The sequence below is a fragment of the Paenibacillus hunanensis genome (assembly GCF_014645615.1).
In the GTDB taxonomy this organism is placed as follows: domain Bacteria; phylum Bacillota; class Bacilli; order Paenibacillales; family Paenibacillaceae; genus Saccharibacillus; species Saccharibacillus hunanensis.
This window is the reverse complement of sequence record NZ_BMMB01000006.1, coordinates 167,938-192,800: the sequence shown is the minus strand read 5'-3', so window position 1 is coordinate 192,800 and position 24,863 is coordinate 167,938. Positions and strand designations below refer to the sequence as shown.

Sequence of the window (24,863 nt, the reverse complement as noted above, 5' to 3'; positions counted from 1 at the left end):
AAATGATCCATCCTAGCGATATCGGTTGAATACGGATCACTGAATACGGATCACAAAAAAGGCCTTTCCTCCATATTTCATATGGACGAAAGGCCTTTTCGTATAACCTTTAAAGCTGAGGCGGAAATCTGTTATACAATGCACCAAATTCATTCACATCGTTTAGGTAATACATATAAGTAATACATAATCACTTAGGATAACGCTTATGAATTGAGTTTGAGCAGACCATTCCTGCTACTGCACATTAGATGGTGCTAATGATATCAGTTGGTGAAAATATGTTGTCCCAGCGTAATCACAGCCGGACGGCGCATGCTCCACTCGGAGGTAGCGATACGCGGGTTATAGTAATATAGTGAGCCATTGGTTGGATCAACACCACGAAGCGCCTGTCTTGCAGCATCATAGGCAGCTTTGTTAGGCTTCAAGTAATATTGTCCATCAGCAACAGCTGTGAATTGTCCAGGCTGCATCACAACACCCCAGATCGTATTCGGGAATTCACCGGATTGTACACGGTTCAATACAACCGCTCCAACCGCTACCTGTCCTTCAAAGGACTCCCCACGTGCTTCACCATAAATAATATGGGCCAGAATATCGAGTGAATCCTGATCAGCACGATATGTACCTTTGGAGCCAGAGCTTGCGGATGCACTTGCAGTGACGATGCCGCTACTGCTCTTCGTGCCCAGCTTGGACAATGTTGCAGGGCCAGCCACACCATCTACACTTAATCCGTGGTCACGCTGAAATTGTTTTACAGCATTCGAGGTGATGCTGCCATAATAGCCAGTCGTATTGGCATAAAAATAACCATGATTAGCAAGCTGACGTTGCAATTGCACCACATCCGAGCTACGCATTCCCTGCGTCAGCAAAGCGGCATCTGCCGGAGCTGCTAAAAAAGTAATGCCTACTGCACAGGCACAGGATGCAATCAAAGCGGGTAGTTTTCTCATCGTTCGGTATAACCTCCATATTCAGTAATAAATGTGCGGATTGGCTGTGTTCTGGATGTGAAGATACGAAATTCGCCGTTAGCGGAACTTGCCTGCTACAATACATGCAATCGTAATGCCACTAGCTTCACTAATCAATTGGAAATCAAAAATGACGATATTGTAACTTCAAGAACAAATCATGGAGCCAGTAAAGTACTCCTACTGGTAGCAGTATAGCATAGCCCTATACATCTATCTCCCTGCCACAGACCTAACAATTCTTGGTTTATCTATCATTTTCAAGCATTATCCGCAAATTGACAAATTAAACTGGGGCTGTAGTTACATTTTTCAAGGACGTTTGAATAGGTATATGCCCACGTAATAGTTTCAATTTTGTCATTAACATAAAGCAGTATATCAGATTTTTTTCCAAAAGCAAAATTACAGCATCTCTATGTACCCATCATGTATTAACACGAAAAGAACAAATTGATTCTTTTTTCCGTAAAAATAATCAAAATCGATCAAAATCACTTTGGTATGCTGTTCGTAGCAAAGCCGCTCTACATGCGAAGATTATACTCTACACTTTATGCTTTATAGGCTGATTGTATAATCACCTGTTGATCACTAATCTAATCCACTCTACTCAGCAGCATAAGAAAACCTATCCAAGGAGGTCGAACCCCTTGAAGCATACCCGACACATTCAGCATAGTATCGAATATATCGAAGCCCATCTGCATGAACAGCTTAGCCTACAGCATATCGCTGCACAGGTTGGCTTTGCCCCAAATTACTTTCATCATTTGTTCAGTCGGGCGGTAGGCAGAGGCATCGCTGACTATATTCGGCAGCGTCGATTGTGTCAGTCGGCATTACTGCTTATCACTACTGAGCAGGGCATTTTGGATATTGCTATGCAATGTGGCTTTGAAAGTCAGGAAGCCTTTACTCGTGCCTTCAAAAAAGAATATGCTCTGCCCCCAGGACGTTATCGCAAGCTATTCCAGCAAGACGCTACTCTCACCTATCACAAAGGAGAATCGACTATGAACATGACTTACACTTCCCCATCTGAATCCCCGATTGAAGGCTGGTTTTTAAGCGGAACCTCTATGCACCATTATGCTATCGAGCTAGATGGAGCGCAGGTTCACACGGGACGCCAATCGGCTCACCTGTACACGCCTTCTACGGATCAGGCTCCCTCAATGGCAATGCAGGAGCAGCAGTTTGGCACATTGATGCAGCAATTTCAAGCCCATGCCTATCGTGGGAAACGTATGCGCTTTTCTGGTTTTGTGAAAACAAGTGCGGTACAGCAAAGCTGCGGGCTATGGATGCGAGTCGATGATCGCTATGAGAATGTACTACAATTCGATAATATGCATAATCGTCCGATTACAGGTGACTGTGATTGGAATCATTATGCGATTGTACTGGATATTCCACCGGAAAGTACAATTATCGCTTTTGGCGTGATGCTGGTTGGCAAAGGGCATGTATGGATCGACAGCTTACGTTTTGAAGAGGTCGGGCTCGATGTACCACTGACCAATCTTGATCCCGATGCTGACCTACCCGCAGCACCGCAAAATCTGGACTTTGAGCAATAATACTTGCACAGGTCACAGGTTGGAAACTTGAATTTGATAGCTACGGCAGCTCGGATGCGATCCACAGCATTCGATATTGTTAGCTGGCAGGCTATCCATTCGTCAGATCTGGACGAGAAGCAACCGTCTGAATCGTCTTCGTTATCTGTTGCTCCCAGTTTAGTATTTTTTGACGTGATGCCTGTACCTGCCCCAGCTGCTTATATACTACAGTGAGATGAGCAAGCGCAGTTACTGCATTCCCCTGACGCACAGCTGCATGATAACCTTTGCGTGCGGAGGTACGAATTTTCCATGCGGCAGTGATGGCTTTATTTTCAGAGGTGATTTGCTTTTTCAAGGTTTGAACAGGCTGTAGCAGGCTTCGCAATTGCTGCTTACGAACCGTGCTTGCTTTGCGTGCGGCTGCCAGCTCTGTTCGTTTATGTTTCAGCTCGGCGCGGGCTGCTTCGACCTGGGCTTTAATCCCATTTCGTTCTAATAATAGCGATTGTACATTTCGATCATCCTTTTTCTTACGTGCCTCTGCAATTCTTTTGCCCAGATCGGTATAGCGCTTGAGTAGCGGTGCATGACGATTTTCTAATTGCTTCAATGCGGTCTGCATCGTAGCTAGACGAGATGTATCCAGCTGACGGATACGCTCCTGTACTCCCTTCAGGCTGGCGTTATTCTGCTGACGTAGCGCACGAATTTGAACATTTTGTAGCTCCAGCACACGCTCAAGGGCGGTAATGCTATCGTACAGCGTATCTATACTGCTCATCGCCGAGTTGGAACTGGCAGCTTGAACCCCGGAAAGCGGCATACCTGTCAAAAATAATACGAGGCATAGACTGGCTATAGCTAGCTTATGTATGAAACGACTTTGACTCGTTACTCTTGCTTTGGCTTTGATGCTGCTTCGGTTCATTACATCGTCACCCGTCATACCTGCGACTGTAGCTGAATTAGCGAATGGTAGCATTGCGATCTTTTGCTCTTTCTGCGTGTCACGTTGATCAATACTTACTTCCTTCGTGCCATGCTGCGCCTCCGTCTCCGTAAACTTCATCGACTTCAAATTCATTTTCATAGTGCTTATTCCTCCTTTAATATCATCCATCATCATGATGAATCTGAGCATATAAACGACAAAAAGCACCTCCAGAATCGGCATTATACCGTTTCTGCGAGGTGCTTCTCCCGCTCAGCATTCAATTTGATTTCACTATAACCGAGCCTTACAGCATTGTCAATAAAAATAAGAGCATGCGTTCCCACTCTTTCACTACTCCTTCATTACTCTCTCACTACACTCTCACTACACTGTTGCTACTCCCTGTTACTTTAAATTACTTTTGATTATTCGCCAGACACGCTTGTTCCCCTCATTCATCTTCACCGATCCTTCATTTCGACGATCACGCAGACATGTTACAATAAGCCAATCGGTCTACATGCAGCTCTGTCTGCATCTAAAATAGGCTCTATAGATTGTATGCATAAGGGAGAAGTTAGATAATGAAGCTCGTATCATGGAATGTAAACGGCCTGCGTGCCGCTGTTAAAAAAGGATTTAACGATTATTTTACCGCAATCGATGCGGATATTTTCTGTCTACAGGAAACGAAGCTGCAAGCTGGACAGATTGAGCTAGATCATGGTGATACGTATTTTCCTTACTGGAATTATGCCGTGAAAAAGGGCTATTCCGGCACCGCTGTCTTTACGCGTGTGGAACCCCTATCTGTGCGCTACGGGATGGAGGAGGATTATGAGGAAGAAGGGCGCATGCTGACGCTGGAATTTCAACATTTTTATCTGATTAACGTGTATACACCTAACGCACGTCGCGATCTGCTGCGTCTACCGTATCGTCTGGAATGGGAGGAGCGGTTTCGCCATTATGTGATGCAGCTTGATCAGATCAAGCCTGTCATCATTTGCGGCGATCTAAACGTAGCTCATCAGGAAATCGATCTCAAAAATGCACGTTCTAATATTGGCAATTCCGGCTTTACGCATGAAGAACGTGGCAAAATGTCTTTGCTGCTGGAATCTGGATTTATCGATACGTTCCGCTACTTCTACCCCCAACGTAGCGATGTATATAGCTGGTGGTCATATATGGCAAAGGTACGCGAACGCAATATCGGCTGGCGTATCGACTATTTCCTTGCTTCCAAACGGTTAGCGCCTTGTCTGGTTGATGCCCAGATTGATGTTGAAATTATGGGCAGTGATCATTGTCCGGTGCTGTTAGAGCTGGATGAGCAAAAGCTGGCACAGCTTTAATCCACCATTCAATTAGATACATGCTATAAAAACGGACATACACTGTATTTTGGACTTATTTTAATGAGCTTTATACAGCTACATTCTACCGTTATTTTTTAAAAACGGATTACAGTTACATGTCTCTATCGAGCATCTATCAAGCAGAACTGTTGAACTTGGACAGTTCTGCTTTTGTTTTTAGCAAAAAATGTAGCCCACATAATATACATAAAATAATTGACAAACAAATTAATTGTAACTATTATAGTTACATGTAACAAATTTAGTTACATTTACTGTATCACAGATTCTACATTCACCGATTGTTATCGATAAATGATACACCCAATATTCCACAAATAGATTGGAGATTAATACAATGAATTCAGATCAAGAGCTTATTTATATATGGGACGCTTACTGTGGCTGGTGTCATGGTTTTTCTAAAACGGTTCATCGTCTGCATAACAACCACCCTGAATTACCGCTCACTATCCTGAGTGGTGGATTATTTACAGGGAACCGCAGTCAAGCGATTGGTGCCTTCCCGCATATTGCAGAAGCAAATCAGCGGATTAGCCAGCTAACTGGTGCAGAATTCGGCTCTGGTTATCAGGAGCTTTTACATGATGGAAGCTTTGTAATGGATTCGGAGCTGGCAGCCATTGGCTTCTACGCTCTGCGCTCTGTCGCACCTGAGCATGCAATCGAGCTTGCAGCAGCGATGCAACACGCCTTTTACGTTGAAGGCAAAAGCTTGAGCGAGCCTGAGACGTATCGCACAATCGCACTGGCGAATCATATCGATGCAGAGGCTGTGCTGACCCTATTCCATGATCCAGCCAGTCAAGAGGCTGCACGTGCAGAATTTGCTGACGTAAGTGCGCTCGGTGTGAACAGCTATCCGACTCTGCTGCTTCGTAGCGGCAATGAATATACATCGATTGGCGGAACGATGAATGTCGAGGAGATCGAGGCACGCTTGGCGAAACTCCATAATGTACAGCCTGAAGCAGCGCTCTATTGCGCAATGGATAGCCCTGAAGGTTGTTAAATCGTCCTCATATGTTGAACAAAAAAGCTCTGATCTGCCATCTGTGCAGTCAGAGCTTTTTTACGATAATTTGAAGTATGATGTCACCATTGCAAGCAAATTAGCTGAAATATTAAAAATAATATCTCATTCAGTGTTAGAAAAACCGATAATCAGGTAAGATAGTATTACTGGATTGATTTAAAGCATTACTATTGTAGCTTGATTAAGGAGGATTTTAGTTTGAAGGCAACCCCGGAAGCATCATTACAAAAACGACTTCTGCCTCGCCACATCACGTTTATGGCGATGGGTGGAGTTATCGGAACTGGTATTTTCAAAGGTAGTTCCGACACGATTGGCCTTGCAGGGCCCGGCGTTATTTTCACGTATATTTTTGCTGGCTTGCTACTGCTGGTCGTGATGGGTGCGATTGCTGAGATGGCAACCGTGTACCCGAATCGCAATATGAAAGACTTTATCTCGCTTGCCTTCGGTCAGCGTCTGGCATTTATTGTCGGATGGCTGTACTGCTTTATGTGGCTGGCGGTTTGCGTGATTGAGGTTATCGCTGCCGGGAGCTTTTTGCAGTTCTGGTTTGCCGACACACCACTCTGGGTGCTCAGTCTTGCAAGTGCAATCTTCGTTCTGCTCGTCAATCTGCTGAGTGTAGGACGACTCGGTGAGCTGGAATTCTGGCTTGCCGGTATCAAAATTGCGATGATTATTGTGTTTATTATCCTTGGTGCATGTCTGCTGTTTGGCATTATTCCAAGTAATGATACACCGTATTTGAGCAACTTTACGGCACATGGCGGCTTTTTGCCAAATGGCTGGATGGCGATCGTATCGGCGTTGCTGGTCGTTATGTTTTCGTATGGTGGCTCCGAGCTGATTGGTCTCACGCTTAATGAAACACCGGATGCTGCTAAAGTATTGCCTCGCATTGTGAAAAGCTTTATTTTGCGGATCGTGTTGTTCTACACACTGCCGATTCTAATCATCTGTGGATTGATTCCGTGGAATCAGCTGAGCGGACAGGAAAGCCCGTTCGTGCAGGTGCTGACAGCTACAGGCTTGAAGGGTGCAGCTCATATTATGAACTTTATCCTGGTTACAGCTGTATTGTCGGCTGCTAACTCTGGTATCTACGGTGCCACACGTATGCTGCATTCGATGGCGATCAATAATGAAGCGCCTGCTCTGTTAGCTCGTACCAATCGACGCGGCGTGCCGATCAACAGCCTTGTGCTATGCGCGATCGTATTGCTAATCGGTGCATGGCTTGCCTATATTGCACAGGATCAGGTATTCAGCATTCTGATCGCTGTACCGGGCTTTGTCGTATTGCTCGTCTGGATCAGCATTTGCCTGTCCCAGCTCAAGCTGCGCCGTAACTATCCAGTTCAGCCGCAGTTCCGTATCTGGGGGTATCCTTACATTTCTGGATTAACCGCTCTGACACTGGCGGTGATTGCAGTGTTGTTCCTGTTCGATGCGAATAACCGGATTAGTATTGGTACATGTATAGCGTTTCTGATCGTGCTATTGATCAGCGCACTGTTCAAATTCCGTAAAAAAGAAGCGTAATGATCATTCAACAGCCTGTCCTCCACACGATGTAGGACAGGCTGTTTTTGTATGTATACTTCGATTTGCTACCCATCGCTAGGAGCATTATTGGTTATACTACTTACCCATACAGTACATCCAGCCTCCTCCTCTCTACCACGCTCAGCCTATCCTAAGCTTTATTTAGCTTCTATTTGTTGTACAATGATAAGCAGGCCTCAGCGCCCTACATGAACAACTTATCAAAGGCGGTGTCTACACGCTCATGCTCTACATAATCAAATTTCTCTATAGCTTTCTGCTTCCACCCGGTCTATTCGTATTGCTTCTACTAGCTCTCTCCATCTGGCTAGGGGTTAAGCGTCAAGCAAGGCAGGCATTCGCCTTGCTGATCATTAACCTGCTACTATATGCCAGCATGACGTCGCTTGTATCGGATGCATTGATTGGCAGTCTGGAGCGTCAATATACGCCCGCGACTACTATACAAAGCGACGTGATCGTTGTACTGGGCGGCGGTGCTACTAGTGGTACACCGGATATCGATGGCGAAGGCAATCTGTCAGGTGCAGCAGGCAATCGTCTGATTACAGCGGTACGACTGTATCGCCAAACAGGGCTACCGATTATTTTCTCCGGTGGTCAGGTATTTACGGATAGCGGCAATGAAGCTGATATTGCGCGTCGTCAGCTGATTGGTATGGGTGTTCCTCCACAGGATGTATACGCAGAGAATCGTTCACTGAATACGGCGCAAAATGCCGATAATACAGCGCAGCTATTGCAGCAGCATAACTGGAGTAAGCCGCTGCTGATCACCTCTGCCTTTCATATGCCACGATCCGTAATGGAATTTGAGCGCGCTGGTATGAAGGTACAGCCTTATCCAACGGATTACTGGGTGAGTCAGCCTGGTTCAATGTATGCAGGTAAGTTCTCTCCCTCTGGTAGTGCGATAAGCTCGACTGGAACAGCCTGTAAGGAGTATGTTGGGATGCTGGTGATCTGGATAAAATCGCTAGTATAGCCTATAGCATCTTTAGCATGATCGGCGTTCTACTCTGTAAGGTGACTTGATTATGTATGATGAGCTGCCCTCGTATTTATTTTTGTAATACATCTACTCGACCTTTTCGATCATTGCTCACTACTTTCCCAATAGCAAAAACGCCCTGCCTGGCGGCTTGTGCTCCATTTCTAGGTATCCAGAAACAGAGCGCAAGCTAGCCATAGCAGGGCGTTTTATTATTCCAAGATGAAGGGGATCAGCTTAGAATCACTTCACTCTTATTTAAATTCAGCAACCATATCCAGTGGCAGACGCATCGAAGGGTAGCCTTCGTTCGCTGCTTTACCCATGCTCAGCAGCATTACAGGCACATAACGGTCTTTATCCATACCGAATACTTCTGCGATCTGGTCTTTTTCATAACCACCGATTGGGTTCGTATCGTAGCCGTGTGCACGTGCAACGAGCATCATTTGCATCGCAACCAGACCACTGTCAATCATAGCGATATCTTTACGAGCTTGCTCGGACAGGTTTTCATAGTAGCCCAGTGCAAATGGAAGCTGGCGTTCTTTTACTTCTGCTGGCATATAGCCCAGTTCTACTGCTTTGTCAAAGATGTATTCTGCATTTTGTTCATGCTTCAGATCGCCGAAAATAGCGATAACAGCTGCTGCTGTTTCCACTTGATGGCTGTTGAATTTCGCCAGTGGCAGCAGTTTTGCTTTAGCTTCTTCACTTTCGATTACAAGGAAGCGCCAAGGTTGCAGGTTGATCGAAGATGGTGCACGTGTAGCTTCAGTCAGGATTTCGTTCATTTCCTCACGGCTAATTTTTACGGATGGATCGTAGCTCTTAATGGAACGGCGTTCCAGCGCGATTTTGTTAAAATCATTGGTTTTGTTTACAGTATTAGTTGTTGTCATATGAATTTTCTCCTCTATTTATCATTCTGTGGGATGCTGCTTACAGCTTCATCGCTCCGCTAATATTAGCGTTCAAGCGCTGTAGCATATCCAGCAACTGCTCCTGCTCCCCTGCATTAAAGCCATGAAACATGCGCGCAACAAACTGCTCTCGTTCTTCACGAAAGGCGATGATACGCTCGCGACCAAGATCAGTCAGCTGTACGAGTGTGATGCGATTATCGTCTGGATTATTCCGACGTACGACCACCTGCTCAGCCTCCAATTGCTTGAGATGTCGCGTAATCGCGGCATGATCAATACCGACTAGCTTCTGCAACGAGCTTTGGCTAATCTCTTCAGTATGGGATAGCTGACAGAGCAATTGCAGACGCGAAGCGCTAATGCCCGCGCATTTCTCAAAGGTGCAGGCCAGTTGACGTTGAAGACTCTGTATCTGATTGAAAACCTCATCTGTGGTGGAAGTTGACACAAGTCTACACTCCTTTCTGGCCAGCGTGATCGATGCAATCCATATTATGTGACCCATCAATCATTGACATATCAAATAATAACATACCTATGTAAAAATTGCAATTACATTTATGTAAATTAAATTGCTAAAAATCAAAAATATCAATTTTACACAAATATTCTACACTGAGATTAACCACATAGACAATAAACGGGTAATCCTTTATAGTATAAATCCTCATGATTCAAACGGAATAAACGGAATATAGGAAGGAAACGATTGTTGCTATGAAATACGCTATTGGTATGCGCAATATTAAAACAGCACTTGCGGTGTTTATCTGTCTGTTCATCTCACAGGCACTTCATCTGCAATATCCATTTTATGCGGTAATCGCTACGATCATTGCCATGGAAAATTCAGTCACCAACTCCTACACAGTCGGCAAAAATCGAGTGATGGGTACGATTGTAGGTGCGATCTGCGGCCTTGCCTTTGCGCTGATCGATCCGTACAGTGCCTTCTTCTCGGCGATTGGGATTGTCGTCGTGATTTATATTTGTAATCTACTGCAATGGAACAAATCAATCTCGATCGCCAGCATCGTCTTTCTCGCGATTATGCTCAATTTGCAGCCCGGTGAAAGTCCATGGTTTTATGGAATGAATCGGGTAATCGATACGCTGATCGGTATCGGTGTGGCGGTGGCGGTGAATTATCTCGTTTTCCCACCCAAGCATGAGCGTCAAATGGAGCATCGGCGCAAAATTCTTCGTCGGCATTTCACTCAGCTTGCACATGAGCTACTCGGTCAGGGTGGTGGTGTGCATATTAGCTCACTGAAAGCAGACATGTCCGAGCTGGAAAAGGTGTATGAGACATATACATCGGAATTCCATCTGAATAAGAAAAAGCGCACGATGATGGAGCATCTGGAGGAAGAGATCGATATTTATCATAATACGTACTCCCATATGCGTCAGCTCCGGCTGCTAACAGATGAGCCTTCATTAGAGGCAACGAATAAGCTGGATGTGCAGTTTACCTCCTCTCGTCCGCTCACCTCTCATGGTGAAGACCTGCTAATGATCTATCGTTATCACGTGCGCTGCATTTTGCAGGAGCTACAGCGACTTGGACTTATGCTACCACGTAAAATTGCACCGCCGATGAACCTGCATCCTGAGGGAAAGCAGCAGTATAATAACAATAAGCCGTCTGTCTGTCACAATAAAATGTGACAACAGACGGCTTATTGTTCGTCTATTCTATTGTCGATACATAAGATAATATGCTCTATAACGGAACGATCTGATATCCTGTACCGATTATTCATTCAAAGCGTATAGCTCAGTCAAAGATAGTGCATCTAGATCATTTATACAGATGTATTCCATAAAGATGCATCACAGCTTCTTAATCATTTCAGTGCAGCAGCCTTTACACGCAGAATCTGTCCAGCTGATTCGGCAAGCGGCTCGGTATCTGTACCCAGACCAAAGTAAAAGTCGCCATTCAGCTCTTCAAGTGATTTGGCATAGGTGCTCTGCTTGAATTGCAGCACCGGGTACCATTGATTTACATTGCGTGTTTTGTACACCCGATTCATATAGCTTCCATCCGCTTGCTTCGTATACGTGAGCACATACAGCACATTATTACGCACGATCATATCGGTTGGAATTGCCTTGGCATCGGGTAGCTCTACACGCTTGCCATTATTCACATCACTAGCTGCGATTAACGCCTCTGGCATCGTTTGCGAATCATTGTATAACTCACCAGCAATATAGACGAGCTTATTGTTCACAACGACCGTTTTACTAATTCGGCTGTATGGCGTTTTGCCCGCTTCCTGCACGAAGGTCATGCCGGGCAAGATGTTTTTACCATTTACCTTTTCCTGCGTTGCCTTTAGACTTTTATCAATTGCGAGTACATGGGTCTCGTCACCCCAGATTTTGTTGTCTGGCATAATGATCGCGGCGGCGTATAGCTTACCTTTGAATTGGAAGAATTTATACGCACGGCTACCATAGCCATCGATACGGGCAAATTGCTCCCATGTCTTGCCGTCATCACCGGACATCATCACGACCGGGCTATCCTCCGTGCCAACAGCGGCGAACATCTTCCCCTGATAGTACGCCATATCGTAAACGTGCAGGGCATCAGGAATGTTTTGATACTCCGTCCAGCTATCCTTGCCTAATTCGTAGAAGTTGCCGTATTTCCAGCCCGGTACGACCGAATCGTTCCCCGGTATGTACAGCTTGCCCTTCAAAATTTTAAACGTATCGATCTGCTCATCCGCAGTCAGCTCGCGTGTGACCGACTCCCCTGTTTTGCTGTCTGTCGATACCACCTTTTCAGTTACAAACTTACTGCTGGATGGATCAAAGTAAATAATCGGCACAGGCCCAGCATTAGGCGACGGCCCGGAATTACTGCTGTTCCCACTACCCAGATAGATTTTGCCATCATACACCTGCATATCCCATACATTACGCGCATAAGGGCCGCCCTTGAATGGCTGTCCTAATTTCTCCATACTGGAGGTCACATCGACGCCAGAGGATGCCGCGGCACTAGCAACCGGTGCATGACTTGCAGCTGGCAGCCATACGCTTCCACTTAGCAGTGCTGCACTCACGCCAATTCCAATCGTTGATTGTAGCAGGTAACGTTTCATCTTCATTAATATCCTTCCTCTCTGTCCACGATGTACAAGCTCTGTTTCAATGAGTTACTTAGCTATCCCTCCGTTCTGAATAATAGAATACTGCACAGGGCACGTAAAACAAGGCTTTTCGATACGTTTTCGGTAAAATGACAGGCATGATCTATGCAAGTAAACGTATACAGCCAGATGCCTACATGCACTATAACATATTTGCCAGTACGATGCGAAAATGACAGAACCATGTAAAAAAGGCTATTCTACTGAAGGAATAGCCTTTTAACGAGCGCCTGTATTAAGATACTTTTATTCGCTATAGCTTGCCTGAAAGCAAACTGTATCGGCTAAGCAATACCGTACACATGGCTTAGAAAAATATGATGCTATCGTTAGTCTTAATCCTTATGCAGCAGCTCTTCGCCAGCAATGCCCGGCTCGGTCATCTGATACGGATCAAGAATAATGTTCAGTTCTTCTTCGGTCAATACGTTGTACAGCAAGCACAGCTCACGTACTGATTTGCCCGTTTGAATCGCTTCACGCGCAATACGGGATACCACCTCATAGCCCAGATGCGGGTTGAGTGCAGTAATGACACCGACACTACGCTCCACATACTGACGGCAACGCTCGACATTGGCCTGAATACCATCGATGCAATGCAAACGGAACACCGTGAAGCCCTGCTTCATAATTTCCAGCGATTGCAGCAGATTGTACACCAGTACTGGCTCCATAACGTTCAGCTCCAGCTGTCCAGCTTCAGATGCAAGGCAGATCGTATTATCGTTACCGATAACCTGGAAGGCAATCTGATTAATCACTTCGCACATCACTGGATTGACCTTACCCGGCATGATCGAGGAGCCTGGCTGACGTGCTGGCAGGTTCAGCTCATTCAAGCCTGCATAGGGACCAGAAGCCATCAGACGGATATCGTTTGCCACTTTGGACATGTTCATCATACAGATTTTTAGTGCAGCCGATACCTCGGTGTAGGCATCGGTATTTTGCGTGGCATCGACCAGATGATCGGATGCTGCCAGTGGGAAGCCACTAATGTCTGCTAGAATCTCAGCCACACGCACAATATAACGGCGATCCGCATTCAGACCTGTACCGACTGCGGTTGCGCCCATATTAATATGTAGCAGATTCTCGCGTGTATTCTCTACACGCTGAATGTCACGACCAAGCACGCGTGCATACGATTGGAACTCCTGACCAAGACGAATCGGCACAGCATCCTGTAGATGCGTACGCCCCATTTTAATAACCGTATCAAATTCATCTGCTTTGGTCTGGAACGATTGCTGTAGCTCACGCATCGCTACGAGCAGCTTCTCGATCATAGACAGTGTAGCGATATGAATCGCTGTCGGGAATGCATCATTCGTAGATTGCGCCATATTCACATGGTTATTCGGACTAATATCAACGTATGCGCCTTTTTCCTTACCCATAATCTCAAGCGCACGGTTCGCAATCACTTCATTCGTATTCATATTGATCGATGTTCCAGCACCACCCTGAATCGGATCGACGATAAACTGGTCAATCCAGCGACCTTCCAGAATCTCATCGGCTGCCTGTACAATCGCTTCGCCTTTTGGTCCATACAGACGGGACAGCTCCATATTCGCCAGTGCCGCTCCTTTTTTGACCATTGCCATCGCGCGGATCAATTCAGGATGCAGCTTCTGTCCAGTAATCGGAAAGTTCTCTACTGCACGCAGGGTCTGAATGCCATAATACGCCTCATCGGGAACTTCTTTGGTGCCCAGAAAATCTTTCTCTATTCTCACTACTCATTCCTCCGACTGTGCGGGGCAGCGCAGTCTGACGGCACATCATTCATGTCCGTTTCAGGCTACCGATCCCCGAACGGTTTTCATTTTACAACAACAGTCCTATTATACGTCTGCCTTGCATAACGTTCCAGTAAAAAGTCAAATCATTCCTATTCTTATATAGCTTCTGCTCACGCCACTTCTTATCGCTGTCAGGCTATACCGTCATTTCTTTATGACGACTGCCGTAACCACATGCCCAGCGATGCTGGTGCCGCGTATTCAAATCCGAATTGCGCGTACAGTCGATCTGCCGGTACATCGGCGAACAATGTAGCCATTGCACGCGGTGGCATATGTTGTTGCAAATAATCTCTAATCTCGCCCATGATGGCTTTTCCATAGCCTTTCCCCTGATGATCGGGATGCACAGCAATATCGGTCACATGGAAAAATAAACCGCCATCGCCTACTACACGTCCCATGCCAATCGCTTCGCCCTGCTCCTCCAGTACAACTGCAAACAGACTGAGCGGCAATCCCTTTGCCGCACCTTCCTGGCTCATCTCACTCAAGCCAGCAATCTTACGCAAATGCAAATACTCGTCGATTGACGGAATACGATGCTGAATTTCCAATGTAATGACCACCTTTGATGTATGAAATGTTGTCGTGTCTATAATAAGACTGTATTTATAGTTTGTTCAGCGCGTGAACAGCACCGTTCACCAGATTTTTTTCTTTTTTCGTAACGGCTTTGTCTAATTGTTGTTCCAGCAATCCCAGCGTATGCTGCAACTGAGCCTGCTCTGGAAAAATCGTCTGTACATTTTCTAGCATTGCCAGTGCACTAATGACGACTTGTTGCTGCACCGTACTCCCACCAAGCCATTGCCAGATATCCTCCGCTGACGGTGCAGAACAGGCAAAGAGACGATCCCAGCCATCATAGGGATAGCTGACACGCTGACCAAGGAACATCCACTCAATCACCTTACGACTTGTAAAAGGCTTCAGCCATGCACATGCCGTATATCCATTGAGGCGACTTGTCTGCTCCATCTGCTCTAGCTCGTTAAACACAAGTTTCAAACCTTCAGATTCTGGTAAACATCGTACTGTCAAATACGTCAACACGGACGCATTGATTCGCTCCTCAGCGTGTGATCTCCACAGCGAACGTACCCAATCTGCCGCATGTGTATAACAAATATCACCGATGTACTTCATCAATGTCTCACGTATACCACGATCTGATTCCTCATTAATGCGTTTCTGCCATGCTTGAAGTATAAGTTCCGGTGCAAAATGATGAAACGCTGAGCGCAATGAAACGTCTACTACACCAGACACCTCAGTATAACGAATAAGTCCCTCCAATGTTGCCTGTGCCTTTTCGAGTGTTAGATGCACATAATCATGCATCCAAGCACGCCACTTTAGTGAATGAGGATGATCGACGTTCAAGCCGCTATAATCGATAAACGGTTCATATTGCCATGATTCTGCTCCAATTCCATACATGATTGTCACACGCTCAAAAAATTCACCGAGTGAAGGTGCAAGAAATTGAAAATCGCCTGTCTCATGATTCCAGCTTAACACTGCATGTTGCTTGGATGGTGCGTGCATATCAAGCACAAGACTATCTCCATTGTAGCCAGGGCAAAAAGTAAGATAGCGTGTAGGATTCACGGCTTCCTCCAGTTGCCACACATCCAGCCAGTATATTGCCTGAAACGACCATCCCCAATCTCCATTGGCACCAAATGGCACCAAAGATTCATGTGGCAGCGTCCATCCCATTCTTGCTTCAGATGCCATAGCCAGCATCTGTCTTAGCTCATCAGGTAACTCTATCCCAAGCTGTTGCTCCAGTTCAGCAAGCTGATTATCTTTTACAGGTTCTTCATATATATGGATTACGTCTGCACCTTTATGCTGCAACGTCTCTAACAGATCATTCCATTGTAGTTTCAAGCGTTCCAGTTGATGTTGAAATGTCATTTGTCTCATCCCTTCATGCTCTGCACAAATCCCTATGAATCAGTTTATTTTTTATGCGTTTTACGGCTTCTACATCTACTATGCCTAGTTTTTTGTGAAAACACAATATTATGAAGATGTTCACCCAAACAGAGTTGGAATCGTTATCTGTTATTCATCCATTCTATTTACAAATCAAAAAACCGCAGCCATAGGCTACGGTTTCGGAATACTTATATTTTGTAATTACACCTGCAATGTATAAAACGATTCAAGCTGGCGTACAACCTCATCCTTATCATGGTCGATCACCGTCTGATGCTGTGGCATATCGAACAGCGCAGCGATTGGTGCAGGGAATTCCTGCTTTATATCACATAAGATAATCGCCTCGTCAAACTTGGCAGGATGCGCCGTTGCCAGTGTTACACACACTTCATCCTCACCATTGTATTGCTCGTATGCCGCAATACCGCAGGCGGTGTGTGGATCAAGCAGATAGTCATATTCCTGCTTATATTTACGAATCTCGTCCAGGCATTCTGCATTGGATGCGCCATGTGCGACAAAGTCGCGCTGCACCTGCTCCAGATCCGCACCGGACAGTACGATTTGACCTTCACGTTGTAGCTGCTGCATGTAGGCCGCTACTTTGGAAGCATCCTCGTTCAGGAAATAGTACAGATAACGCTCAAAGTTACTTGCCACCTGAATGTCCATCGATGGGCTATGTGTGCTGCGGAAATCACCAGGCTCATATTCGCCTGTTTTCACAAAGCGCTCCAGAATATTATTTTCATTCGTCGCAATGATCAGCTTATGGATCGGCAGTCCCATCTTCTGCGCCAGGAAACCAGAGAAGATGTTACCAAAGTTACCGGATGGCACACAGATATTGATTTTGCGACCTGCCGCTGCTTCCTCCACGCGGAAGTAAGCGTAGAAGTAGTACACGGTCTGTGCCAGAATCCGTACAAAGTTAATGGAGTTGATCGCACGCAGATGATGCTGCTTTTTGAATGGCAGATCAGCGAACAGATCTTTAATAATTTTCTGGCAATCATCAAAGTTGCCTTTGACCGACAGATTGAGCACGTTTTGATCGTCTACTGTCGTCATTTGTAGCTCCTGTACTTTACTCACCCGATTGTGTGGATGCAGGATACAGATTTTGATGCCTTCTTTACCACGTACACCTTGAATGGCTGCTGCGCCGGTATCGCCGGAGGTAGCACCCAGAATGTGAATGACTTCACCGTATTTTTTGGAAATGTAAGAATAAAATTCACCCATGAATTGAAGCGCTACATCCTTAAACGCAAAGGTAGGGCCATGGAACAGCTCCATAATATGAAGCGAATCGTTAATTTGCCGCACCGGAGCAACCTCTGGATGGCGGAAGTTCGCATAGCTGCGTTCTGCAAGCTGACGTAGATCGTCTGCCGGAATCTCATCCTCTACATACAGAGCAAATATATTCAGGAACAGGTCAATATAGCTTAGCTTGCTCCATGCTTGAAGCGTGCTTTCCGAAACGGTCGGCACCTTCTCTGGCACCATCAAACCGCCATCATCGGCAAGTCCCATCAGTACAGTATCGATAAAGCCCTTTGGCTCAACCTGTCCTCTCGTGCTGATATACTTCATACTCTTCCCCCAGTTAACGATAGTATTCATCCCTATGCATCGCATATGCAGATGTTGCAAAATTGATTAACTCCTATCATACCCTGTCACAGGTCTGCATCCAAGCATTAATTTGATAAAGTTACCCTAAAGCGTCATCGGAAGATTAACTTTTGAATTGTTAACGTTTACATTGGTGTAGCATCTTAACTAACTGACTTGGATATCCGATATACCCTTTGAAACGTATTTCGAATCAGAGAGGAAATCGCCAGTGTATACAAACAATCATTGGAAAAAAATTAGCGGGCTTATCATTCTAGCCGCAGTTCTGCTTCTTAGTGCCTGCTCGAACAAACAACCTGTCGCTTCGGCAGACACGGGAAGGCTCAAAGTTGGTATCGTGTTATCTGATATCGGACTTGGTGATCAGTCCTTCAGTGACGGTGCTTTTAATGGCCTTATTCGTGCTCGCGATGAAGGCAAGATTCTGTTTGACTACAGAGAGATTTCAGACACCAAAACGTATGACGAAGGCTTTAATCAGCTTCTTGCAAATAACAATGACCTGATTATCGGACTTGGGTATGCTGTAAAGGACAGTCTGGAAACCGCTGCCAAGAGTCATCCAGATCGTCAGTTTATACTTATTGACGAAAAATCAGATTTGCCCAATGTTGCTTCGATTACATTTAAAGAAGAAGAAGGCAGCTTCCTTGCCGGCGCGCTTGCAGCAATGGCTAGTAAAACAGGCAAGCTCGGCTTTATTGGCGGAATCGAAACTCCTCTTCTCCATAAATTCCAAAGTGGCTTTGAACAGGGCGCACTTGCGGTCAATCCATCCTCCAGCGTCGTTGTGAATTATACTGGAGACTTTGGTAAGCCAGAGCTTGGCTCTGCCGCTGCTACCAAAATGATTGATGATGATGGAACCGATGTGATTTATACCGTTGCAGGTCTGACCGGTGTCGGTGGATTAGAAGAAGCTCAGAAAAAAGGCATTTACTCGATCGGTGTAGATAGCGATCAATTCTTCTTAGCTGAAAAATCGGTCATCTCCTCCATGGTTAAAAATATCGATGTCGCACTATATAATGCGACACAAACATATATTCAAAGCAATAAAACATTCCCGAAAAAAGACATGGTATTCGGTCTGCAAGATGGCGGTGTCGGTCTGGCTCCAATTCATCTCGTTGAGCTATCGGATGACCAGCAAAAGCAGCTGGAGGACCTGAAGCAAAAGCTGATCTCGGGTGATATCAAAATCACGCTGCAAGGCTCGTAATTCGCACGGCCCTTACTTTTTAACTACTGGAGGAAATCCCCCATGAAATTACAAGGAAAACTGGTGCGAAATGCGCTCATCTCGCTACTCGCTTCGCTCATACTGGTCGGTTATATCATCTTCCAGCTATTAAGTATCAACGCACAAACGAGCGATCTGGTGCCTAATATGCTGAATGTACAGCAGCTGGACAGTGATCTGGTGTCCACCGGTCAGGCGCTGAACAACTATTCCTTTTCTATATCGGAAAGTAATCGTTCAATTGTAGAGAAACAGCTGACAAAAGTACAAACAACGTTGGATACGCTACAAGCAGCTGGCTTACCTACTCCCGCAGAAACACAGCTGCTGGCTCGGGTTCAGAACAAATTCAAGCAGCTCGCTACAGCCAGCACAACCGCGATGCAAAATCAGAATGGTGCCGATGCCAAACGTGAGAGCATTCGAATCGAAGGTATTCAAAACGATGTCTACCTGCTGAAATTGCAAACCAAAGCAGACTATCAAAATTATACTACCGAGCTGACCTCTAGCATCACGCTAACATGGCAAATCGCACTCGTAGGCGCGATCATCCTCGTTATTGCTGTAGGTATTTTCAATACCTATACAGCAAGACAACTGGCACGTCGTACTCAGGTATTGACCGATGCAGCGCAGCGTATCGCAGGTGGCGACCTGACTGTGAAGCTACAGGCAGCCAAAGGACGCGATGAGCTGGACGAGCTGAATCGTGCGTTCCACCAGATGATTGCTAATCTGCGCAGTATCGTCAGCTCCATTGGCCAGGCGGGTAACCGTGTAGACGATATGGCACAGGATATTGATCGTAGTAATGATCGGATGCAGGATATCGTAAGTCAGGTTGCTCAATCGATTGAGGAGCTGGCGGTAGGTAGTCAGAAGATTGCTGAGGATCTGAGCGTAACAGTTGAAGTTGTCGATCAGATGCAGGATAAATTCCGCTCTAATCTGGAAACGACATCCGAATCAGCCGCTTATAGCAATGAAGTATTACGTTCGATTCAGGAAGGCAGCAGCCGTATGCAGCAACAGCTCGCGATCGTAACGAATAACCGTCAAGCGATGAGTGAATTGCAACAAACCGTACAATCACTGGAGCAAAATGCTGGACAGATCGCCAGCATGACGCAGCTCGTATCCGATATCGCATCGCAAACGAATCTGTTGTCCCTGAATGCTTCTATTGAAGCGGCTCGCGCTGGCGATGCTGGACGTGGCTTTGCGGTCGTAGCTGGTGAAGTGAAGAAGCTGGCCGATCAATCCGTTCAAGCTGCACGTCAAATCTTCGCAGCGGTCGAAGCAATCACCTCAGCGGTAGGTCAGGTGCATGCCTCCGTCACGAACAGCGTAGATCTGTTTGTACAGCAGGAACAGGCAACCGTGCTTACCGATGCCTCCTTTGCCGAGATCAGTCAGCAAATTCAGCAGATTGCTTCACATATTCATCGCCTGTCTGACGATATGCAAAGCTCGCATGAGCTGAGTAATCAGGTACAGCAAGCGATTGAAAATATTAGTGCCATTACCGAACAGTCTGCGGCAGGTAGTCAGGAGATTACTGCTTCCACCGTCGAGCAGCGCCATGCCTTCCAGCAGTCGAGCGAGCAGGTGAAGCAGCTTCGTCAAATTCGCGGCGAAATGCATCATGAGCTTGATCGCTTCCAGCTGGATGAGCATGCTGCGTCTGGTAGCGAGTCCTCTGTATCGCCCGCTTCGGTGTCACCACTTACTCCCGTAACATCTAACGATGCAGGTAGTAACGAAGAAGCGTCTGACAGCATTCCAACAGATAAGCACGCTGTTTAACTTTTAAAATAAGTCGTAACACATGAATATCTGCAACAGAAAAATCCCCGTTCTCTGAATTTCAGAAACGGGGATTTTTGATTAACTGTTGTGCTTTATTGTATAGAGAAGCCTAAACCTATCGTCGATCATGTCATCGTTCCCTTTTGATAAAAAGGATGATGGTTTAGTGCTTCACTGCACGCGTATTATTCAAGTTAGCGTCTGGAATCGCTCGTGCAGAAGCCGAAGCCGTCGTTGCTGTGGTCTGTTCCACTGGAGCTGCCGCGCTATCAAAGGTATGACGGTAAGCCAGGAAATACGCCAGTCCGACAAAGATCGAACCCCCGACAACATTACCGAGAAATACAGGTACAAAGTTCTCGATATATTGAAGCCATGTAATGTCCGAGCCTGCAAAAATCGCTGCCGGAATGATGAACATGTTAGCTACAACGTGCTGGAAGCCAATCGCGACAAACGCCATGATCGGGAACCAGATGCCTGCAAATTTGCCAAACGAATCTTTACTGCCATAAGCAATCCAGACGGCAAGACAAACGAGCCAGTTACAGCCAATCGCTGATATAAAGGATTCCACAAAACCATCGTGAACTTTGGCATGTGCGATCGACAGTGTTTTCGCGAGAAAATCTCCTTCTACCAGTCCAACCACATGCCCGAAAAAGTAGGCAACTGCAATGGCACCGACAAAGTTAGAAACGAGTACCAGCACCCAGTTTTTCAGCAATTGAGCAATACCGATCTTTTTGGAAAATAGTGCCGCAGCCATTGTCATCATATTACCCGTCAGAAGCTCTGCTCCTGCCAGTACAGTCAGCATCAAGCCAACTGGAAATACAGCTGCTCCGAAAAATCCAGCGATCGAGCCAAGCTCCTTGGGAGCAGTTCCGATTACGCGAATATCCGCGAGAAATCCTAGTGAAATAAAGGCTCCGCCCAGAAAACCAAGAATCAGTACCGTCCATACTGGCAGCTTGGATTTTTTCAAGCCAACCTCAGCGGACATCTTCATAATTTCCTGCGGTGTATAATAAGCCATTGTATATCCTCCATCCATGTCATCTTCGTTGTTAGCATACGGTTGTGTGCAGACAGGGACTCGCTCATTGTGATTACATTTCCGGCGCCAGATTGCAATGCCAAACAGCGAATCATTACAGCACAAAAAACCACCATAACAAGCCCTCATCCTGCTGACATAAGACATGTGTCATAACATACAGAGGAACCGGTAATGCTGGTTAATTCCCTTACATTTTCACGTATAAGGTCATCAATCAACGGTATTGCATTCACGCTTAGAGCCGAGACAATACATGAATCCGCTCCAAGCCAGCTTTAGCTGCTTTCTAAGAGTAATGGACTACCTTTTATTTGTCAATATTGTGACAAAAAAATAGAAGGCAATCGCCCTCTATTTTCCATTGCTATCGTATAGCTGTTATTTTCATTACCTGCTGAAGGGCTTGCTTTCCAGATTTATCCGCCAATATGAGACATCTCAACCTTGCTGCCACCCTGACGATCTGGCGCTGCTTCAGTTCCGCGATCCAGTGAATATCGATCATGTCGACCATTCCAGATATCGGATACATGCTGTGCAAGCTCTGCATCAGTCATATCGGAGCGTAGCAGGGCGCGCAGATCATGCCCCTTGGTCGCAAACAAGCATGTATACAGCTTGCCCTCTGCCGATAATCGCGCTCGTGTACAGGAGCCGCAGAAGGCTTCAGTTACGGACGAGATAAAGCCAACCTCCCCTTTACCATCGGTAAAACGATAACGTGTCGCTACCTCTCCAGCATAGTTCGGCGCCATCGCTTCCAGCGGCCAATGCTCGCCGATCCGATCCAGTAGTTCCTGCTTACTGACCACATGCTCCCGATTCCAGCCATTCGTATTCCCTACATCCATATATTCAACCAGGCGCAAAATATGACCGCGCTCTCGGAAATAATTCACCATCGGTACGACGGCATCCTCATTAAAGCCACGCTGAACGACCATATTGACCTTGACCGATAATCCAGCTGCTGCCGCGGCATCAATGCCTTCCAGCACAGGCTTCACGCGGCTGCGTCCACCATTCATTTTCAGGAATAGATCGTCCTCCAGGCTGTCCAGACTGACCGTAATCCGGTGTAGTCCGGCTGCCTTCAGCTCGGTTGCCTTACGTGCAAGCAGACTGCCATTCGTTGTCAGCGATAGATCCTCTGCCCCGAGTGACGACAATCGCTCAATAATGCTAGCAAGATCCTTGCGCAGTAGCGGCTCGCCGCCTGTAATGCGCAGCTTTTGCGTGCCGAGTCCAACGAAGATCGCTGCCATACGCCCAATCTCTTCCTCACTCAGCACATGCTCATTGGACAAAAAAGCATAGTCCTTGCCGAAAATCTCCTCCGGCATACAATACCGACAACGGAAATTACAGCGGTCTGTGACGGAGATCCGTAAATCCCGCATGATACGGTTATGCTGATCATAGATAGCCATCGTCTCTCCTCCAATCCTCGCTCCATGCCCGATATATAATAAGGCGCCTACCGCCTGCCTCAGCCAGACGCGTCATTGCGCCGGCGATTCAGGGCGATATCGCCTGAAAGTGATTCCTTTTAGAATAACACAGTGCTTTCCTGCTTGTCCGCATATTCTTTCAAACGCTGAGGATGTGTATACACATTACAGCTGTCGCCGCGGATAAAGCCTACTGTCGTAATGCCAAGATGATCTGCCAGATCAAGCGCCAGCTCAGTCGGTGCCGACTTGGATAAAATAACCTCACAGCCAATCTTCGATACCTTGGTCAAAATTTCCGAGGAAATCCGTCCGCTAAAGGCGATAATTTTCCCCTGTGGATTCATATCATTTTTCAGACACCAGCCGTAAATTTTGTCCAGTGCGTTGTGACGACCGATATCGCTACGAGCGAGTACCACTCCATCTGGATCGCATAATGCCGCCGTGTGTACACCACCGGTCTGCTTGAATAGCTCACTCTGCTGCTGCACCTCATCCATCAGCGCAAAGCATTGCTGAAAAGTAAGCTGTACTCTAACTTCATCCATCCGCTTCGCTGTACGTGCATCGTTGAAAAAAACAAACCCCTGACGGCTTGTTCCACAGCAGGATGTAATATACCGCTTGGTGAATAGCTGTCGATGCTGTGGCTTCCAGCGATCCGTACGCACATGCACAAAGCCTTCCTCTTCCTGCATCCACAGCTCATTGATATCGCTATATCGCTGGATCACACCTTCTGATGCGAGAAAGCCAATCGTCATATCCTCCACATATTCGGGTGTGCATACAAGTGTGACAAACTCCTCACCATTCACCTTGACGGTAATCGGCTGCTCCGATACGACTAGATCCTGCTTTTCCTCGAATCGTCCGCCTTCATAGCGGATCATTGTGCGTTGCTGCTTAAACTCCGCGTCCATGATATCATCCCTGTTCAATATTTTTTTCAAACACAAACACGGAGATGGCAAAATCATCCTCCACTTTAATATCGGTAAACAGATGTTGAAGCTTTGAACCGCATAGCTCCTCCATTCCGTCCGGTACATGCTGCTCATATAGCTTCTGCACCATTTGAGTACGTGCGCGGTGCACCATCTCCTTGCCCTCTGCCGTCCCGGCAATAAATTTCTCTGTCGGTGTAAAATTGCCCCACATCTTCGTAATAGCCATATTATCAACAAAGGTCGTATGAATGCGCTCCGGCCCTTTGCCAAATGTATCCTTACGCACTTTACGTACAATCTCGTTAAATGCTGCCTCTTTTTTCATCGCCGTTCCTCCCTGCCTGTTGTTGCTCAACAGTACGTTAATGATC

21 protein-coding genes are annotated in these 24,863 nt (G+C 46.3%); 8 read left to right on the top strand and 13 right to left on the bottom strand.

From position 1 onward, the window contains the following. Positions 1 to 266: 266 nt before the first annotated feature. Positions 267 to 965 (bottom strand): cell wall hydrolase, encoded by a 699-nt coding sequence (locus IEX62_RS14410; RefSeq protein ID WP_188776239.1) that lies wholly within the window; start codon positions 963 to 965, stop codon positions 267 to 269. 674 nt (positions 966 to 1,639) lie between these two features. Between IEX62_RS14410 and IEX62_RS14405 the strand changes: the two genes are divergently transcribed. Further along, positions 1,640 to 2,569, top strand: a complete 930-nt coding sequence (locus IEX62_RS14405; RefSeq protein WP_188776238.1) for a helix-turn-helix transcriptional regulator — start codon at positions 1,640 to 1,642, stop codon at positions 2,567 to 2,569. A gap of 91 nt (positions 2,570 to 2,660) precedes the next feature. On the opposite strand, the gene IEX62_RS14400 is transcribed toward IEX62_RS14405, so the two are convergent. Then, the gene (locus IEX62_RS14400; protein WP_188776237.1) at positions 2,661 to 3,644 is read right to left on the bottom strand and encodes a hypothetical protein; all 984 of its coding nucleotides are present in this window, start codon (positions 3,642 to 3,644) and stop codon (positions 2,661 to 2,663) included. A 428-nt stretch (positions 3,645 to 4,072) separates the two neighbouring features. On the opposite strand from IEX62_RS14400, the gene IEX62_RS14395 reads away from it, so the two are divergent. From IEX62_RS14395 to IEX62_RS14380, 4 genes are all read left to right on the top strand, one after another. Beyond that, positions 4,073 to 4,846 carry an exodeoxyribonuclease III gene (locus tag IEX62_RS14395; protein ID WP_188776236.1) on the top strand — a complete coding sequence of 258 codons (774 nt, stop codon included), beginning with the start codon at positions 4,073 to 4,075 and terminating at the stop codon, positions 4,844 to 4,846. Positions 4,847 to 5,207: 361 nt separating this feature from the next. Then, positions 5,208 to 5,882 (top strand): DsbA family protein, encoded by a 675-nt coding sequence (locus tag IEX62_RS14390; RefSeq protein WP_188776235.1) that lies wholly within the window; start codon positions 5,208 to 5,210, stop codon positions 5,880 to 5,882. Between the two features lie 222 nt (positions 5,883 to 6,104). After that, the gene (locus IEX62_RS14385) at positions 6,105 to 7,451 is read left to right on the top strand and encodes an amino acid permease (RefSeq protein WP_188776234.1); all 1,347 of its coding nucleotides are present in this window, start codon (positions 6,105 to 6,107) and stop codon (positions 7,449 to 7,451) included. A gap of 247 nt (positions 7,452 to 7,698) precedes the next feature. Continuing rightward, positions 7,699 to 8,460: a YdcF family protein gene (locus tag IEX62_RS14380; protein WP_188776233.1), complete on the top strand. Its 762-nt coding sequence runs from the start codon at positions 7,699 to 7,701 to the stop codon at positions 8,458 to 8,460. Positions 8,461 to 8,720: 260 nt separating this feature from the next. On the opposite strand, the gene IEX62_RS14375 is transcribed toward IEX62_RS14380, so the two are convergent. Further along, positions 8,721 to 9,368, bottom strand: a complete 648-nt coding sequence (locus IEX62_RS14375) for a nitroreductase family protein (RefSeq protein ID WP_188776232.1) — start codon at positions 9,366 to 9,368, stop codon at positions 8,721 to 8,723. Between the two features lie 40 nt (positions 9,369 to 9,408). Next, on the bottom strand, positions 9,409 to 9,840 hold the full coding sequence (locus IEX62_RS14370) for a MarR family winged helix-turn-helix transcriptional regulator (RefSeq protein ID WP_229685799.1): 432 nt from the start codon (positions 9,838 to 9,840) through the stop codon (positions 9,409 to 9,411). 269 nt (positions 9,841 to 10,109) lie between these two features. Here IEX62_RS14370 and IEX62_RS14365 point away from each other — a divergent pair, with 269 nt between their 5' ends. After that, positions 10,110 to 11,063 carry an FUSC family protein gene (locus tag IEX62_RS14365; RefSeq protein ID WP_188776230.1) on the top strand — a complete coding sequence of 318 codons (954 nt, stop codon included), beginning with the start codon at positions 10,110 to 10,112 and terminating at the stop codon, positions 11,061 to 11,063. 179 nt (positions 11,064 to 11,242) lie between these two features. Here IEX62_RS14365 and IEX62_RS14360 read toward each other — a convergent pair whose 3' ends face one another. The 5 genes from IEX62_RS14360 to thrC all read right to left on the bottom strand — a co-directional run bounded on the left by IEX62_RS14360 (position 11,243) and on the right by thrC (position 17,925). Then, a complete protein-coding gene (locus IEX62_RS14360) occupies positions 11,243 to 12,520 on the bottom strand; it encodes a hypothetical protein (protein ID WP_188776229.1) in 1,278 nt (425 codons plus the stop codon). A 377-nt stretch (positions 12,521 to 12,897) separates the two neighbouring features. Continuing rightward, complete coding sequence (gene aspA / locus IEX62_RS14355) at positions 12,898 to 14,307, bottom strand: aspartate ammonia-lyase (protein ID WP_188776228.1); 1,410 nt, start codon at positions 14,305 to 14,307, stop codon at positions 12,898 to 12,900. A 218-nt stretch (positions 14,308 to 14,525) separates the two neighbouring features. Further along, positions 14,526 to 14,930 carry a GNAT family N-acetyltransferase gene (locus IEX62_RS14350; protein WP_229685797.1) on the bottom strand — a complete coding sequence of 135 codons (405 nt, stop codon included), beginning with the start codon at positions 14,928 to 14,930 and terminating at the stop codon, positions 14,526 to 14,528. Between the two features lie 55 nt (positions 14,931 to 14,985). Further along, complete coding sequence (locus IEX62_RS14345) at positions 14,986 to 16,299, bottom strand: SMI1/KNR4 family protein (protein ID WP_188776227.1); 1,314 nt, start codon at positions 16,297 to 16,299, stop codon at positions 14,986 to 14,988. Between the two features lie 225 nt (positions 16,300 to 16,524). Continuing rightward, positions 16,525 to 17,925 carry a threonine synthase gene (thrC, locus tag IEX62_RS14340; protein WP_188776226.1) on the bottom strand — a complete coding sequence of 467 codons (1,401 nt, stop codon included), beginning with the start codon at positions 17,923 to 17,925 and terminating at the stop codon, positions 16,525 to 16,527. A gap of 253 nt (positions 17,926 to 18,178) precedes the next feature. On the opposite strand from thrC, the gene IEX62_RS14335 reads away from it, so the two are divergent. Both IEX62_RS14335 and IEX62_RS14330 read left to right on the top strand, forming a co-directional pair. Beyond that, positions 18,179 to 19,192: a BMP family lipoprotein gene (locus IEX62_RS14335; protein WP_373289138.1), complete on the top strand. Its 1,014-nt coding sequence runs from the start codon at positions 18,179 to 18,181 to the stop codon at positions 19,190 to 19,192. A 42-nt stretch (positions 19,193 to 19,234) separates the two neighbouring features. Next, complete coding sequence (locus IEX62_RS14330; RefSeq protein ID WP_188776225.1) at positions 19,235 to 21,022, top strand: methyl-accepting chemotaxis protein; 1,788 nt, start codon at positions 19,235 to 19,237, stop codon at positions 21,020 to 21,022. Between the two features lie 166 nt (positions 21,023 to 21,188). Here the strand turns inward: IEX62_RS14330 and IEX62_RS14325 are convergent, their stop codons facing one another. The 4 genes from IEX62_RS14325 to IEX62_RS14310 all read right to left on the bottom strand — a co-directional run bounded on the left by IEX62_RS14325 (position 21,189) and on the right by IEX62_RS14310 (position 24,817). Then, positions 21,189 to 22,064, bottom strand: coding sequence for a formate/nitrite transporter family protein (locus tag IEX62_RS14325; RefSeq protein ID WP_188776224.1), 876 nt, complete (start codon positions 22,062 to 22,064; stop codon positions 21,189 to 21,191). 440 nt (positions 22,065 to 22,504) lie between these two features. After that, complete coding sequence (gene moaA, locus IEX62_RS14320) at positions 22,505 to 23,518, bottom strand: GTP 3',8-cyclase MoaA (protein ID WP_188776223.1); 1,014 nt, start codon at positions 23,516 to 23,518, stop codon at positions 22,505 to 22,507. 119 nt (positions 23,519 to 23,637) lie between these two features. Beyond that, positions 23,638 to 24,465: a formate dehydrogenase accessory sulfurtransferase FdhD gene (gene fdhD, locus IEX62_RS14315; protein ID WP_188776222.1), complete on the bottom strand. Its 828-nt coding sequence runs from the start codon at positions 24,463 to 24,465 to the stop codon at positions 23,638 to 23,640. Between the two features lie 4 nt (positions 24,466 to 24,469). After that, on the bottom strand, positions 24,470 to 24,817 hold the full coding sequence (locus IEX62_RS14310) for a Na-translocating system protein MpsC family protein (protein WP_188776221.1): 348 nt from the start codon (positions 24,815 to 24,817) through the stop codon (positions 24,470 to 24,472). Positions 24,818 to 24,863: the final 46 nt, after the last annotated feature.

Bases quoted from the DNA above. Each gene is read 5' to 3' on its own strand.
- IEX62_RS14410 (WP_188776239.1), bottom strand. From the start codon at position 965: ATGAGAAAACTACCCGCTTTGATTGCATCCTGTGCCTGTGCAGTAGGC.
- IEX62_RS14400 (WP_188776237.1), bottom strand. From the start codon at position 3,644: ATGAAAATGAATTTGAAGTCGATGAAGTTTACGGAGACGGAGGCGCAG.
- IEX62_RS14395 (WP_188776236.1), top strand. From the start codon at position 4,073: ATGAAGCTCGTATCATGGAATGTAAACGGCCTGCGTGCCGCTGTTAAA.
- IEX62_RS14390 (WP_188776235.1), top strand. From the start codon at position 5,208: ATGAATTCAGATCAAGAGCTTATTTATATATGGGACGCTTACTGTGGC.
- IEX62_RS14380 (WP_188776233.1), top strand. From the start codon at position 7,699: ATGCTCTACATAATCAAATTTCTCTATAGCTTTCTGCTTCCACCCGGT.
- IEX62_RS14375 (WP_188776232.1), bottom strand. From the start codon at position 9,368: ATGACAACAACTAATACTGTAAACAAAACCAATGATTTTAACAAAATC.
- IEX62_RS14365 (WP_188776230.1), top strand. From the start codon at position 10,110: ATGAAATACGCTATTGGTATGCGCAATATTAAAACAGCACTTGCGGTG.
- IEX62_RS14360 (WP_188776229.1), bottom strand. From the start codon at position 12,520: ATGAAGATGAAACGTTACCTGCTACAATCAACGATTGGAATTGGCGTG.
- IEX62_RS14345 (WP_188776227.1), bottom strand. From the start codon at position 16,299: ATGACATTTCAACATCAACTGGAACGCTTGAAACTACAATGGAATGAT.
- thrC (WP_188776226.1), bottom strand. From the start codon at position 17,925: ATGAAGTATATCAGCACGAGAGGACAGGTTGAGCCAAAGGGCTTTATC.
- IEX62_RS14330 (WP_188776225.1), top strand. From the start codon at position 19,235: ATGAAATTACAAGGAAAACTGGTGCGAAATGCGCTCATCTCGCTACTC.
- IEX62_RS14325 (WP_188776224.1), bottom strand. From the start codon at position 22,064: ATGGCTTATTATACACCGCAGGAAATTATGAAGATGTCCGCTGAGGTT.
- moaA (WP_188776223.1), bottom strand. From the start codon at position 23,518: ATGGCTATCTATGATCAGCATAACCGTATCATGCGGGATTTACGGATC.
- fdhD (WP_188776222.1), bottom strand. From the start codon at position 24,465: ATGGACGCGGAGTTTAAGCAGCAACGCACAATGATCCGCTATGAAGGC.
- IEX62_RS14310 (WP_188776221.1), bottom strand. From the start codon at position 24,817: ATGAAAAAAGAGGCAGCATTTAACGAGATTGTACGTAAAGTGCGTAAG.